The organism is Streptomyces sp. NPDC058796 (assembly GCF_042745235.1).
GTDB lineage: Bacteria > Actinomycetota > Actinomycetes > Streptomycetales > Streptomycetaceae > Streptomyces.
Genome location: NZ_JBHYOP010000005.1, coordinates 196,743 through 210,526 on the forward strand (window position 1 = coordinate 196,743; position 13,784 = coordinate 210,526).

The 13,784-nt window shown below is 72.9% G+C and carries 13 protein-coding genes; 10 read left to right on the top strand and 3 right to left on the bottom strand.

What is annotated here, in order from left to right; genetic code table 11:
- Positions 1-162 precede the first annotated feature (162 nt).
- Complete coding sequence (locus tag ACFW47_RS15120; protein WP_386305994.1) at positions 163-1,212, top strand: DUF2510 domain-containing protein; 1,050 nt, start codon at positions 163-165, stop codon at positions 1,210-1,212.
- 144 nt (positions 1,213-1,356) lie between these two features.
- Here the strand turns inward: ACFW47_RS15120 and ACFW47_RS15125 are convergent, their stop codons facing one another.
- Positions 1,357-1,971: a TetR/AcrR family transcriptional regulator gene (locus ACFW47_RS15125; RefSeq protein ID WP_386305995.1), complete on the bottom strand. Its 615-nt coding sequence runs from the start codon at positions 1,969-1,971 to the stop codon at positions 1,357-1,359.
- Positions 1,972-2,183: 212 nt separating this feature from the next.
- Here ACFW47_RS15125 and ACFW47_RS15130 point away from each other — a divergent pair, with 212 nt between their 5' ends.
- Positions 2,184-2,987 (top strand): phosphatase PAP2 family protein, encoded by an 804-nt coding sequence (locus ACFW47_RS15130; RefSeq protein ID WP_386305996.1) that lies wholly within the window; start codon positions 2,184-2,186, stop codon positions 2,985-2,987.
- Entirely contained in the window at positions 2,984-3,919 is a 936-nt protein-coding gene (locus ACFW47_RS15135) for a hypothetical protein (RefSeq protein WP_386305997.1), read from the top strand. Before ACFW47_RS15130 ends, ACFW47_RS15135 begins: the two co-directional genes overlap by 4 nt.
- A gap of 498 nt (positions 3,920-4,417) precedes the next feature.
- Here the strand turns inward: ACFW47_RS15135 and ACFW47_RS15140 are convergent, their stop codons facing one another.
- A complete protein-coding gene (locus tag ACFW47_RS15140) occupies positions 4,418-6,472 on the bottom strand; it encodes a phosphocholine-specific phospholipase C (protein WP_386305998.1) in 2,055 nt (684 codons plus the stop codon).
- Between the two features lie 170 nt (positions 6,473-6,642).
- Here ACFW47_RS15140 and ACFW47_RS15145 point away from each other — a divergent pair, with 170 nt between their 5' ends.
- The 4 genes from ACFW47_RS15145 (at position 6,643) to ACFW47_RS15160 (ending at position 10,236) form a co-directional block, all read left to right on the top strand.
- Entirely contained in the window at positions 6,643-7,938 is a 1,296-nt protein-coding gene (locus ACFW47_RS15145) for an MFS transporter (RefSeq protein ID WP_386305999.1), read from the top strand.
- Between the two features lie 107 nt (positions 7,939-8,045).
- A complete protein-coding gene (locus ACFW47_RS15150) occupies positions 8,046-9,122 on the top strand; it encodes a Rieske 2Fe-2S domain-containing protein (RefSeq protein WP_386306000.1) in 1,077 nt (358 codons plus the stop codon).
- Entirely contained in the window at positions 9,119-9,301 is a 183-nt protein-coding gene (locus ACFW47_RS15155; protein ID WP_386278251.1) for a hypothetical protein, read from the top strand. The genes ACFW47_RS15150 and ACFW47_RS15155 overlap by 4 nt, the downstream gene beginning before the upstream one ends.
- The gene (locus tag ACFW47_RS15160) at positions 9,298-10,236 is read left to right on the top strand and encodes a PDR/VanB family oxidoreductase (RefSeq protein WP_386306001.1); all 939 of its coding nucleotides are present in this window, start codon (positions 9,298-9,300) and stop codon (positions 10,234-10,236) included. The genes ACFW47_RS15155 and ACFW47_RS15160 overlap by 4 nt, the downstream gene beginning before the upstream one ends.
- On the opposite strand, the gene ACFW47_RS15165 is transcribed toward ACFW47_RS15160, so the two are convergent.
- The gene (locus tag ACFW47_RS15165; RefSeq protein WP_386278255.1) at positions 10,187-11,017 is read right to left on the bottom strand and encodes an IclR family transcriptional regulator C-terminal domain-containing protein; all 831 of its coding nucleotides are present in this window, start codon (positions 11,015-11,017) and stop codon (positions 10,187-10,189) included. The genes ACFW47_RS15160 and ACFW47_RS15165 overlap by 50 nt on opposite strands.
- Positions 11,018-11,252: 235 nt before the next feature.
- Here ACFW47_RS15165 and ACFW47_RS15170 point away from each other — a divergent pair, with 235 nt between their 5' ends.
- Genes ACFW47_RS15170 through ACFW47_RS15180 form a run of 3 tightly spaced genes read left to right on the top strand, consistent with a single transcriptional unit; the run spans position 11,253 to position 13,782 of the window.
- Positions 11,253-12,227, top strand: a complete 975-nt coding sequence (locus ACFW47_RS15170) for an ABC transporter substrate-binding protein (protein ID WP_386278257.1) — start codon at positions 11,253-11,255, stop codon at positions 12,225-12,227.
- Positions 12,224-12,997, top strand: a complete 774-nt coding sequence (locus ACFW47_RS15175; RefSeq protein WP_386306002.1) for an ABC transporter permease — start codon at positions 12,224-12,226, stop codon at positions 12,995-12,997. Before ACFW47_RS15170 ends, ACFW47_RS15175 begins: the two co-directional genes overlap by 4 nt.
- On the top strand, positions 12,994-13,782 hold the full coding sequence (locus tag ACFW47_RS15180) for an ABC transporter permease (protein WP_386306003.1): 789 nt from the start codon (positions 12,994-12,996) through the stop codon (positions 13,780-13,782). The genes ACFW47_RS15175 and ACFW47_RS15180 overlap by 4 nt, the downstream gene beginning before the upstream one ends.
- Positions 13,783-13,784: the final 2 nt, after the last annotated feature.

Genomic DNA, 13,784 nt, shown 5'->3' on the forward strand with positions numbered 1-13,784 from the left:
TAAAGCGCGGGCGACGCGCCGGGTCCGTCAACAGGGGCGGGGCCGGCGGCCGGCGTCAACTCGTCGCGGCGGCACCGGCGGCCGGGCGGTGGCCCGCCCGCCGGATCGAGTCGCGGCGGGGCCTCTCATCCGGCTTTCACCGACGCCTCATACGGTGGGCCCATGACGCAGGTGACTCCTCCCGGGTGGTACCCGGACCCCGGACAGAAGCAGGACGGTCCCGCCACCGAGCGCTGGTGGGACGGCAAGGCGTGGACGGACCAGGTCCGTCCCGCGGGGCCGGCCGCCGCGGCGGGGCCGCCGCCCGAACAGCCTCCCGCGCCGTCACCCGCGCAGCCGGCGGCGCCCGGGACAGCGGCCGGGCCGTATCCCGTGCCGCCGGGCTATCCCGTGCATCCCGGCTATCCCGGGCTCCCCGTCCAGCCGCCGTCCGCGCGGCGGCGACGGCTGCGGACCGGTATAGCCGTCGCGGCGGCCGTGGCCGTGCTGGCCGGGATCGGCGTCGGCGTGTACGTGCTGACCGACGACGGTTCCGGCGGCGGCAGCGCGTCGTCGCAGCACGACCGGCGCGGTCCGGGTGGCCAGAACGACCCCTTCGGCGGGGAAGGCGGCGGGGGCGGGGAAGGCGGCGACTCTCCCACGCCCGACCCCCCGGGTGAGTCGGAGCCGCCCACCATCGACAGCGGGTCGGTGACGGACCCGGTCAGCGGGATCAGCCTGCCCATCCCGGACGGCTGGTCCGGCCAGCAGCTCTCGGTCGGTGCGACGGTGACCTCGGACGACAGCTACGAGTGCCCCGGCGACCGGGCCGAGACCTGCACCAAGGGCGGCGCGTACTCGGCGCCCCAGGAGGTGCTGGGTACGAAGGGCGGTACCGCCGAGGAGGTCGCGAAGGCGGACATCGAGGTGAACGCCGAGCAGTCCTACGGCGACGCCTACGGCGGGATCACCTCGCACGAGGAACTGGCGTCGAAGGCGGTCACGGTCGCCGGGCAGAAGGGGTACCTGGTCCGCTGGAAGGCGGTCACCAAGGAGGGCTCCGACGGCTACGTCGAGTCGCTCGCCTTCCCGGCGCCCGCCGATCCCGAGCGCATCGTCGTGGTCCGCTTCGGCGTCGACGTCGAGGAGGGCCTGCCGGTGATCGACGAGATCACCGAGGGCATCGAGGCGGACTCGTCCGGTGGCGGGGGCGGCACCGGCCAGGGCGTCTGACCGGCCCCGCGAAGCGGTCGGCCGGGCGGGGCGCCCCTCCGCTCAAAGGGGCCCCGCCCGGCCGGGGGTGCGCGCCGCCCCCGTCCCCACGGTGCGGCGCGGGCAGGCCACCGTCCAGTCATCCCGTGGACGGCGACCTGGGTCTCAGGGGAGGCCGAGCGCCGGCAGCACGACGGCCTCCACGAACCCGACGAGGTACTCCCCGTCGGCCTGCTCGCCCTCGACGACGGGCCGCATCCGCAACATGCCGAACAGCTGCGCCGGCACGTACTCCAGCGCCGGATGGCCGGCCGGGACCTCGCCCCGGTCGACACCCCGCTCGAGGATCCCGCGGAGCGCGGCGATCTCCGGCTCGACGAGTGCCTCGCGCAGCGCGCACTTGAGCTCCGGGTCCTCCATGACGGCGTGTCCGAGCGCCTGGAGCAGCCCCGTGTCCTTGCCCGCTCCCCCGCCCGCGGCCCGGGCCGCCTGGCGCAGGTCCTCGGCCAGTGAGCCCGTGTCGATCTCGGCGAAGCGCACCCGGCGGTGGGAGCGGAGCGCCGCGGCCACGAACTGGGGCTTGGTCTTCCACTGGCGGTAGAGCGTGGACTTGCTGCACCGCGTGCTGGCGGCGATGCCCTCCATGGTGACGGCGTCGTAGCCGCAGGACCGGATCTGTTCGATCACGGCGTCGAAGAACTCCTGCTCACGCTCGGGCGTGATCTTGGAGCGGCGCGAGGCGACGACCGTGTCCGGTCGGTCCGCGTCCTGCGACGTCATCGGCTCTGCTCCTCACCAGGTCCAGCGGCACTGAAGCGAGGCTCGAGGGCCTCGCAGTCCAGTGTGTCGCATGTCTATCGATACGCCAGTGTACCGGTACTCCACCGTATCGGTACACTGGCGTATCGGAACGGAGCCGTATCGATGAGAACCGTCACCCCGGCCCCGCACCTGTGAGCCACACGCACCACCGTCAGCGAAGGGGCCGGGGGATGAATGCCCGCACCGAGCCTGCAGAAGCGGGGCCGGGCGCGCCCGCGCGCCCGCCGCTCGTCCGTGAGCTCCTGCTCGTGGCAGGGCTCTTCCTCGTCTACAAGTTCGGCCGGCAGCTGGCGACGGGACACACCGCCGAGGCCTTCCGCAACGCCCATCGCGTGTGGGACTGGGAGCGGGCACTCCGGATGCCCGACGAGGGCACGGTGCAGTCGCTGCTCCTGCACGGCGACACCCTGATACACACGGCGAACACCTATTACGCCGTCGTCCACTTCCCCGCCACGGCGGCCTTCCTCGTCTGGCTGTACCTGCGCCGGCCGGCCCACTACGTCTGGGCCCGGCGGGTGCTGGCCGCGCTGACCGGTGCGGCGCTGGTGCTGCACCTCGTCTTCCCGCTCGCCCCGCCGCGCATGCTGGGCGCCGCGGGCCTGATCGACACGGCCCGGGTCTTCGGCCCCTCGGTCTACGGCCCGCCGAGCACCGACGAGTTGTCGAACCAGTTCGCGGCAATGCCCTCGCTGCACTTCGGCTGGGCCCTGATGGTGGCGATCGGTCTGGTCGTGGCGACGCGGACGCGCTGGCGGTGGCTGTGGCTGCTGCACCCGCTGCTGACGCTGCTGGTGATCGTGGGCACCGCCAACCACTTCTGGCTCGACGTGATCGTGGCGGCCGCGCTGCTCGGCCTCGCCCTGGTGATGCTCCGCCTGCCGCACGGACCGCGGCGCGCCGTGCCCCACCGCCGCCCGGCGCTGCGGCACCGGACAGCGCAGCGGCACGAGCTGGTGGGAGCGGGCCGATGAGCGCGGCTCTGCTCGCCGTCCTGCTCTCACTGGTCTCCGCGTGCGCCTACGCCGCCGCGGCCGTCGCCCAGGAACGGCTGGCCGCCCGCGATTCCGCGGCGGGAGCGCTGCGGCTGCTGGCCTCCGGCGCCTGGTGGTGGTCGGTCGCGCTCAACGCCTCGGCGGCGCTGTTGCACGTCGTGGCCCTCAAGTACGGGCCGCTGACGGTGGTCCAGCCGCTCGGCGCGCTCACCCTGGTCGCGGCGGTGCCCCTGGGGGCGCGGCTGGTGGGCCGGCGGGTCAGCGCGGCCGAGTGGCGGGGCACCGGACTGACGCTGCTCGGTCTCGGCTCGCTGCTGCTCACCGCGACCGGACCCGCGCCCGACGACGTGCTGAGCGTGCCCGAGGCGCTTACGGTGTCCGGCGCCACGGCGGCGCTGATCGGGCTGCTGTCCCGGCCCGGCGCCCGGCCCGGGCTGCGGCACGCGACGGCGTCGGGCATCGCCTCGGGGGTGGCATCGGCGCTCACCCAGACCGTGACGGTGGCCGCCACGGACCGCTCGGGCCCGCTGCTCAGCGCCCAGGTGATCGGGGTGGCGGTCCTGGTGGCGACGTTCGCGGCGGGCGGGCTGCTGCTGTCGCAGACCGCCTACCGGGGAGGCCTGGGCGCCCCGCTGGCCGTGGTGACCCTGGCCAACCCGGTGGCCGCCGCGGTGATCGGGCTCTCCCTGCTCGGCGAGCGGCTGCGGGGCGGCGCGGGCGGCGTGCTGCTCGCGCTGACCGGCGCGGCGCTGGCCGCCTGGGGCGTGGTCCAACTGAGCCGGGCGACGCCGCGCCCGGTCGCGGCCGGACCGGCGCCCGTCCCCGAGCAGGCCGGACCGCGACCGCCGGAACCGGAGCCTGTGGGACCCGCCCCGGCTCGGTCCGGACCGGCATGGCCCGGACGGGCTTGACCGGAACCGGCAGGAACCGACGGGCTGGATCCGGACCGGTGGGACCCGGACGGGGGCTCGTCCCGGACCACCAGGACCCGGACGGGCTCGTCCCGGACCACCAGGCCCCGGACGGGCCGGACACGAACCGGAGGGACCGGACCGGCCGGGTCCGCACCGACCGGAACCGGACCGGCGAAGCCTGAACCGGCGGAGGTGCCCCCGCACGCGGGACCTGCACCACGGGAGCCAGACCGGATCCGCCCGGACCGGCATGGCCCGGACGGGCGTTCCCCACCCGCGGGGCGGTAACCGGCAGCACCCGCACCCGCGTGACCGAACCGCCGGGCGCCGGACCGGCTTGGTCCCCGCGGCCGGACGGCATCCGGGAGAGCACCTACACGCAGGGACAGAACCACGGGAGCCAGACCGGATCCGCCCGGACCGGCGGACCGGTGACGATGCCCCGGCGGGTTGGGCCGGGGGGCCTCGCGCGGCCGGGGCCGGTCGCGGGGGCCGTCAGTCCGTGACGATCGCCGGGTCGCTCACCCCCGGCCGTCCGTTCTCCACGTGCCCGGCGAGGCGCCGCAGGAACGCCGGGTCGGACTCGGAGGTCACCGTCACGTCGTACCAGCGCCGGCTGTGCGTGAGGTCGACGGTGTGGTGGACGGTGGCGCCGGGGCGCACGGTGACGGTCCGGGTCCGGCCGCCGTAGCCGTCGGTGACGCGGAGACGGGCGGTGCCGCTCCCGGCGTTGGCGAGGGTCAGGCGGAGGTCGTCGCCGGTGTGGCGGGCGGTGACCTCGCAACCGGTGACCTCGTTGGGGCCCCGGAAGGTGCGCAGGAAGCCGTTGGGGCCGTGCACGGTCAGGTCGTAGGAGCCTTCCGAGTACACCGAGTTCCAGGTGTCCGCGACGGTCTTGCCGGCCTCGGTGGTGTACGTCCAGGGGCCGTCGGTGCGGTTGCCGGAGGTGACCAGGAAGGCGGCGCCCGCCCGCGGGCCGGAGGCGAAGGTCAGCGTGAACCTGCCGGCCGCCGCGTCCACGGCACCGTCCACGTGCGGGGCGTACCGCAGAGGGCGGGCGGGCCGCAGGCCTCGTTCCTGGCGGGGCATGTCCGGGTCGGCGGGCGGCGTGGGACGGTAGTCCGGGTGGCGCTCGCGGTCCGGCGGCTCGTAGGCGTCGGTGTCCGGCAGGCGGGCCGGGCGGCTGTCCTTGCGGGAGAAGTCGAAGGCACTGGTCAGGTCGCCGCAGATGGCGCGGCGCCATGGTGAGATGTTGGGTTCGCGGACGCCGAAGCGGCGTTCCATGAAGCGGATGATCGACGTGTGGTCGAAGGTCTCGGAGCAGACGAAGCCGCCCTTGCTCCAGGGCGAGACGACCAGCATGGGCACGCGCGGGCCGAGCCCGTAGAAGCCCTCGCGGTGCTTGGCGCTGCCCTCGAAGACGTCCAGCGAGACGTCGACGGTGGACCGGCCCTGCGCGGCCGACTTCGGCGGCAGCGGCGGCACCAGGTGGTCGAAGAAGCCGTCGTTCTCGTCGTACGTGATGAACAGGGCCGTCTTCGCCCACACCGCCGGGTTGGAGGTGAGCGCGTCCAGGACCTGGGAGATGTACCAGGCGCCGTAGTTCGAAGGCCAGTTGGAGTGCTCGGTGAAGGCCTCCGGGGCGGCTATCCAGGAGATCTTCGGCAGCCGGTCCGCCTTGACGTCGGCACGCAGGTGGTCGAAGTAGCCGTCGCCGTGCTTCACGTCCGTGCCGGTGCGGGCCTTGTCGTACCAGGGGTCGCCGGGCTTCGCGTTCCGGTACTTGTTGAAGTACAGCAGTGAGTTGTCGCCGTAGTTGCCGCGGTAGGCGTCGTCGATCCAGCCCCAGTGGCCGGCCGCGTCGAGGCCGTCGCCGATGTCCTGGTAGATCTTCCAGGAGATCCCGGCCTCCTCCAGCCGCTCGGGGTACGTCGTCCAGTCGTAGCCGAGTTCGTCGTTGCCGAGGACCGGACCGCCGCCCTCGCCGTCGTTGCCCGTGTGGCCCGACCACATGTAGTAGCGGTTGGGGTCGGTGGAGCCGATGAAGGAGCAGTGGTAGGCGTCGCAGACGGTGAAGGTGTCGGCGAGCGCGTAGTGGAAGGGGATGTCCTCGCGGGTCAGGTACGCCATGGTGGTGGTGCCCTTGGCGGGCAGCCAGCGGTCGTACTTGCCGTTGTGGTAGGCGTCCTGGCCGTCGGACCAGCCGTGCGGCAGCCCTTCCAGGAACTGCATGCCGAGGTCGTCGGCCTCCGGGTGGAAGGGCAGCACCTCCGTGCCGTCACCCTTGCGCTGATGCCACACCGACGTGCCGCTGTCCAACCGCACCGGGTGCGGGTCGCCGAAGCCGCGGACGCCGCGCAGCCTGCCGAAGTAGTGGTCGAAGGACCGGTTCTCCTGCATGAGTACGACGATGTGCTCGACGTCCTCGATCGTCCCCGAGCGGTGGTTCGCGGGAAGCGCGGCGGCCCGCTCGATGCTCGCGGACAGCGCACTGAACGCCGTGGTGGCGCCCGCGAGTTGGAGAAATTTGCGCCGGTTGACTTCGGCCATGGGGTGACATGCCTTTCGCCTTGGGGGGTTCAACCGGCCGGACGGTGCCGGATGATGACGTATCGCGCGCGAAAGGAGTGTTCCAGGAGCAGCAAACGTCAGGGAAGGGTCCGGTGGCGCCCGTGTGAAAGTCCTCGGTACGCGAGGTGTGACGGATCCGCCGCCCGGGGATGGTCGCGATCATGACAGGCATGCACGTGGAATCCCCGCCCACCCGACGGCCCGTACGGCAGCTCCTCGCCGCCTCGGTGGGCAACGCCGTGGAGTGGTACGACTGGTACGCGTACACCTTCCTGGCCACCTACATCGCCGACCAGGTGTTCCCGAAGAGCGCGGACAACTCGCTGGTGCCGCTGCTGTCCACGTTCGCCGTGTTCGCGGTGGGGTTCTTCATGCGGCCCGTCGGCGGACTGCTGATGGGCGCGGTCGCCGACCGGCGCGGACGGCGTGCCGCCCTGACGGTCACCATCCTGCTGATGGGCGGCAGCAGTCTGCTGGTCGGCCTGACCCCGACCTACGCGGCGGCCGGTGTGCTGGCCCCGGTGATCCTGGTCGCCGCGCGGCTGCTCCAGGGCCTGTCGGTGGGCGGCGAGTTCGCGGCCTCGACGACCTTCCTGGTGGAGTCGGCGGGCCCGGGCCGGCGCGGGCTGTTCTCCAGCTTCCAGTACGTGTCGACCACGGCCGGGCAGCTCGTCGCGTCGGGTGTGGCGACGGTGCTGGTGGACACCCTCAGCGAGGACCGGATGAACGGCTGGGGCTGGCGCGTGCCGTTCGTCCTCGGGGCCGTGCTCAGCCTGGTCGGCTTCTGGATCCGGCAGGGCGCCGAGGAGACCCGCAGCGCGGAGCAGCGACGGGCGCCGCGACCCGGCCTCTTCGAGGCGCTGTGGCGCCACCCGCGCGAGTCCCTGCTGATCTGCGGCATCACGGCGGGCGGCACCATCGCCTACTACACCTGGACGTCGTACCTGCCGACGTACGCGGAGCTCAACACCGGGCTGGACAAGTCGGACGCGCTGCTGGCGGGCACCATCTCGCTGGCCTTCTTCGCACTGCTCCAGCCGCTCGGCGGGATGCTGTCCGACCGGTTCGGCCGCCGTCCGCTGCTGCTGTTCTTCGGTGTGGGCTTCGCCCTGCTCAGCGTGCCGCTGCTGCACGCCCTGCGCGACTCGTTCGCCGTGCTGCTGCTCGTGCAGTGTGCCGGCATGATCCTGCTGACCGGCTTCACCTCGATCAGCGCGGCCGTCAACGCCGAGGTCTTCCCGCCCCGGGTGCGGGCGGCGGGCATCGGCTTCCCCTACTCCCTCACCGTCGCCCTGTTCGGCGGCACGGCGCCGTACGTGGGCACGCTGTTCAAGGACCTCGGCCACTCCGGGTTCTTCCCCTGGTACGTCGCCGCGCTCTGCCTGCTGTCCTCGCTGGTGTACCTGCGGCTGCCGGAGACGGCGCACAAGGAGCTGGAGCGCTGACGCGCGGGGCGTGAGCACGACGGCTTCCGCCCGGCGGAAGCGGCGTTGCCCCGCCCCGGGGCCCTCGCCCACGATGCCAGCACCCACGACGGACGGGAGCCGCAACGATGCCGCACATGACCGCCTTCGCAAGGAACCAGTGGTACGTCGCCGCCTACAGCCACGAGGTGGGACGCGAGTTGCTGGGACGGACGGTCCTCGGAGAGCCGCTCGTCCTGTACCGTTCCGAGGAGGACGGCACGCCGGTCGTCCTGCACGACCGGTGCGTGCACCGCCGCTATCCGCTGTCCGAGCCGCCGACGCGGCTCGACGGCGACCGGATCGTCTGCGGCTACCACGGGTTCACCTACGACACGACCGGCACCTGCGTGTACGTGCCGGGCCAGAAGCGCGTCCCGCGCACCGCCCGCGTCGTCTCCTACCCGGTCCTCGAACAGGACTCCCTGGTGTGGGTGTGGATCGGCGACCCCGCCCTGGCGGACCCGGAAGGCGTGCCGCGGGCCCGGCACCTGGACTCCCCCGGCTGGGTCACGGTCCGCGGCATGGAGCCGATCGACGCCGACTACGGGCTGCTGGTCGACAACCTCCTGGACCTGTCCCACGAGACGTATCTGCACGGCGGCTACATCGGCACGCCCGAGGTCGCCGAGACGCCGATCACCACCGAGGTCGACGAGGGGGCGGGGATCGTCCGGGTCAGCCGGCACATGGACGACGCCGAGTGCCCGCCGTTCTACGCGAAGTCCACCGGCGTGGAAGGCCGCATCGACCGCTGGCAGGACATCGAGTACCACGCGCCCTGTCTGTACCTGCTGCACAGCAGGGTCGCCCCGACCGGCGTGGGGCCCGAGGCGGACGGCAGCGACCCGCACGGCTTCCACACCGAGATCACCTACGCCATCACACCGTCCGGCGACGGCAGGGTGTACGACTTCTGGGCGGTCTCCCGGGACTGGGCGACGGACGACGCCGAGGTCACCGAGTTCCTGCGGAAGAACAACCACACGGTCGTCATGCAGGACGTCGACGCGCTCAACCTGCTCCAGCGCACGCTCGGTTCCGAGCGCACCGGCTACCAGGAGCTGAGCATCAACATCGACACCGGCGGCCTGGCCGCCCGGCGCATCCTCGCCCGGCTGGTCGAGGAGGGCGGCGCCGAGTCCGCCGAGCGGGCGGCCCGGTGAGCGCCCGCACCGGCGACGTCTACCGCGTCGACTGGCTGCCGGGCACCGACGTGCTGCACGGCACCTGCCACTGCGGCGCCGAGCACACCGCCGAGGACCCCGTCGCCATGTGGGACTGGATGCTCGCCCACCCGCAAGGACACCCACCCGTGCACCACGTCCGGGGACGGAGCTCATGACCGCGTACGAGACGGAACTCGTCGTCGGCGGCCGGGAGACCGCGGCCGCCGGCGTGCTCGTCCTCTCCCTGCGCCATCCGCTGGGCGAACCGCTGCCCCGGTGGGAGCCCGGCGCCCACATCGACGTCGTGCTCGGCCCGGATCTGGAACGGCAGTACTCGCTGTGCGGCGACCCCGCCGACCGGGAGGCGTGGCGCGTCGCCGTGCTCCGCGAGGCGCGGGGCCGGGGCGGGTCCGTCTACGTGCACGAGGAGTTGCGGGCCGGCGACAAGGTACGGGTCCGGGGACCGCGCAACCACTTCCGGCTGGAGCGGGCCGCCCGATACCGCTTCGTCGCCGGCGGCATCGGCATCACCCCTCTCCTGCCGATGCTGGCCGCCGCGGAGGCCGCGGGCGCCGAATGGACACTGCTGTACGGCGGCCGCACCCGCGGGACCATGGCGTTCACCGGGGAGCTGGAGCGCTACGGCGCCCGGGTCACCGTCGCGCCCGAGGACGAGACGGGGCCGCTGGACCTGGCCCCGGTGCTCGACGACGTGCCCGAGGCCACCCTGGTCTACTGCTGCGGGCCCGGCCCGCTGCTGGACGCGGTCGAGGCGCGCTGCCCGCCCGGCGTCCTGCGCGTGGAGCGGTTCAGCCCGAGGGAGCCCGTACCGGCCGCCCCGGACGAGGAGTTCGACGTCGTACTGGCGCGCAGCGGGCGCACGGTCGCCGTGCCGCCCGGCGTCTCCGTGCTGGACGCCGTGCGCGGGGCCGGGGTGGAGGTGCTGTACTCCTGCACCGAGGGCACCTGCGGCACCTGCGAGACCGACGTCGTCGAGGGCGTGCCGGACCACCGGGACTCGGTGCTCACCGACGAGGAACGGGCCGCCGGGGAGACGATGCTCATCTGTGTGTCGCGCTGCCGTGGCCGGCGGCTGGTGCTGGACCTGTGACGCCCGCGCCGGTGATCCGGAGGTCGGCGTCGATCCGGGCGACCGTCGCCAGCAGGTGGGGCAGCAGGTCCCGGCGTACGGACTCCACGGAGTTGCGGCCGGCGTGCACGGCGATGTTCACGCCGGCCACCACGGCTCCGTCCCGGTCCCGCACCGGCGCGGCGACCGACCTGAGGCCGTCCTCCAGTTCCTGGTCGACGAGGGAGTAGCCCTGCCGGCGCACCCGGCGCAGTTCCGCGCGCAGGGCATCCGCCGAGGTGAGGGTGCGGGCGGTGTGCGGGCGCAGGTCGGCCCGGCCCAGCCGGGTCTCGATCTCGGCGTCCGGCAGGTCGGCGAGGATCACCCGGCCCACGGAGGTGAGGTGGGCCGGGAAGCGGGTCCCGACCGTGATCGACGCGGTCATGATGCGGCTGGTCGGCACCCGCGCGACGTACACGACGTCGTCGCCGTCCAGGACGCACAGCGAGGACGACTCCCGTACCTGGCCGACCAGTTGCTCCAGGTGCGGTTCGGCGATCTGCGGCAGTGTGAAGCCGGCCAGGTATGCGTAGCCGAGCTCCAGCACGCGCGGGGTGAGCCGGAAGAGCCGGCCGTCGGTGTGGACGTAGCCGAGGTCGGCCAGGGTGAGCAGGAAGCGGCGGGCCGCCGCGCGGGTCAGCTCCGAGGCACGGGCGACCTCGCTCAGGGTGAGCGCCGGACGGTCGGCGTCGAAGGCGCGGATGACGGCGAGGCCCCGCTCGAAGGACCGTACGAAGTGGGGTGCGCGGGCTGCATCGGGCATCTGGCCTCCGGCGAAAGCCTCACGGCAGGACGTACGGCACGGACGGCCGTACGGTGTGCGCACGCTACGAGTGCACGACTCGCACTGTCAACGACCGCCACCGCGGTCGTCAACAGGCCTTGTGTGCAAGGGCATTGACCGGAACTCGGCGCGGGCCCTACGTTCCCGCTGAGCACGTTCGTGCTGTCTGCGCACAGCCTGTCGGAGTACCTGGTCCGGTCCCACAGGGGGAGTCATGCGTCGTCTGTTCACCGGCCTCACGGCCGTGTCCGTCCTGGCCGCCGCGACGGCGTGCGGCTCGTCCGGCTCCGGGGGGCCGGACGACTCCGGGTCCTTGGGCGCCGGCGGCACCACCACGGTGAAGGTGGGCCTCATCCCCATCGTCGACGTGGCGCCCCTGTACCTGGGGCAGAAGAAGGGCTTCTTCGCAGAACGCGGGCTGAAGCTCGAGTTCTCCAGCGCGCAGGGCGGCGCGGCGATCGTGCCCGGTGTGGTGAGCGGCCAGTTCCAGTTCGGCTTCAGCAACACGACCTCCCTCATGATCGCCCAGTCCAACGACGTGCCGGTGAAGGCGGTGGCCAACGGCATCGCCTCGACCGGTGTGGTGGGCGAGGACTTCGAGGCGCTCACCGTCAAGGGCGACAGCCCGGTCAAGTCGCCGAAGGAGCTGGAGGGCAAGAAGGTCGCCATCAACACGCTGAAGAACATCAACGAGACCGCGGTGCGGGCCTCGGTGCGCGAGGCGGGGGGCGACCCGGACGAGGTGGAGCTGGTCGAGCTGGCCTTCGACCAGATGCCGGCCGCGCTCGACGCCGGCCGCGTCGACGCGGCGATGGTGGTGGAACCGGCGCTGGCCACGATCAAGGACCAGGGCGGCCGGGAGATCGCCTCCCCCATGGTGGACATAGCGCCGGAGCTGACGGTCGCCATGTACTTCACCTCCACCCGGTACGCGCAGGAGAACCCGGAGACGGTGAAGAAGTTCCAGGAGGCCACCGCCGAGTCGCTGGCGTACGCCGACTCCCACCCCGACGAGGTGCGCGAGATCGTCACCACGTACACGAAGATCCCGGCGGACGTGCTGGCGAAGGTGACCCTGCCGAAATGGCCGGCCGAGCCCAACCGCGCCGCCATCGAGGAGCTGGCGAAACTCGGCGAGGCGGACGGCCTGTTCGAGAAGGCGCCGGACCTGGACGAGCTGCTGCCGTGAGGGCCTCCGACGCCGCCCTCGGGGCGGCCGGGCTCGCGGTCTTCCTCGGCCTCGGCGAGGCGGTGCCGCGGCTCGGCCTGGTGAAGGAGGAGTACTTCCCGCCGGCCAGCCGCATCGCCGACGCGCTCGGCACGGAGCTCGGGGACGGCGCCTTCTGGGCCGCGCTCGGCGACACCCTCACCGGCTGGGCTCTGGGCCTGGCGATCGCGGCCGTGGCCGGCATCGTCGCGGGGGTGGCCCTTTCGGTGGTGCCGTACCTGCGCGAGGTGACGGCGTCCACGATCGAGTTCCTGCGCCCGATCCCGTCGGTGGCGCTGATCCCGCTGGCGGTGCTGCTGTACGGCGCCGGGCTGAGGTCGGTGCTGCTCCTGGTCGTGTACGCCGCCTTCTGGCAGGTGCTGATCCAGGTCCTGTACGGGGTGCGGGACGTCGACCCGGTCGCCGAGGAGACGGCGCGGTCCTACGGCCTCGGCACCTGGGCGCGGGTCCGGCACGTGCTGTGGCCGACCGCGCTGCCCTATGTCATGACGGGCGTGCGCCTCGCGGCGGCCGTCGCGCTGATCCTCGCCATCACCGCCGAACTGGTCATCGGCGCACCGGGACTGGGTGCCCGGATCGCGGTGGCGCAGACCTCGCAGGCGGTGCCCGAGATGTACGCGCTGATCGTGGTCGCCGGTCTGCTGGGGCTGCTGATCAACGTCGGGGCCCGGACGGTGGAGCGGCGGGCGCTGGCCTGGCACCAGTCGGTGCGCGGGGAGGTGGCGGTGTGAGGCGCGTGCTGCTGCGGCTGGTGCACGTGTGCGCGCTGCCGGCCGTGCTGGTGACGGTGTGGTGGGTCTCCTCGGCCGGCAGCGAGGACGTGTACTGGCCGCCGCTCGGCACCATCCTGGAGACCTTCCCGGAGGTTTGGACCGGTGAGCGGTGGCGCGGGGACGTGCTGCCCAGCGTGCTCAGGCTCGCGGCGGGCTACGCGCTCGCGGCCGTCGTGGGCGTGGCGCTCGGCACCCTGGTGGGCTCCCACCGGCGGGTGCGGGCGGTGTGCGAGCCGGTGCTTGAGTTCCTGCGGGCGGTGCCGCCGCCGGTGCTGGTGCCGGTGATCATGCTGTTCGCGGGCATCGGCGACACGATGAAGATCGTCGTCATCGCGGCCGGCTGTGTGTGGCCGGTGCTGCTCAACACGGTGGAAGGGGTCCGGGCGGTCGACGCGGTGACGGCGGAGACGGCCCGCTCGTACGGCATCACGGGTGTGGCGTGGCTGCGGCACGTGGTGCTGCGCTCGGCGAGCCCGCAGATCTTCGCGGGTCTGCGCCAGGCGTTGTCGATCGGCATCATCCTGATGGTGATCAGCGAGATGTTCGCGGCCAGCAACGGGCTGGGCTTCACCATCGTGCAGTTCCAGCGTTCGTTCGCGATCCCCGGTATGTGGACCGGCATCCTGCTGCTCGGTCTGCTCGGCTTCGTACTCTCGGTCCTGTTCCAGCTGGTCGAGCGGCGGGCGCTCGGCTGGTACCACGGTCTGCGCGCCGCCGCCCGGCGGTCCGGCCGAAGCTCCTGAAA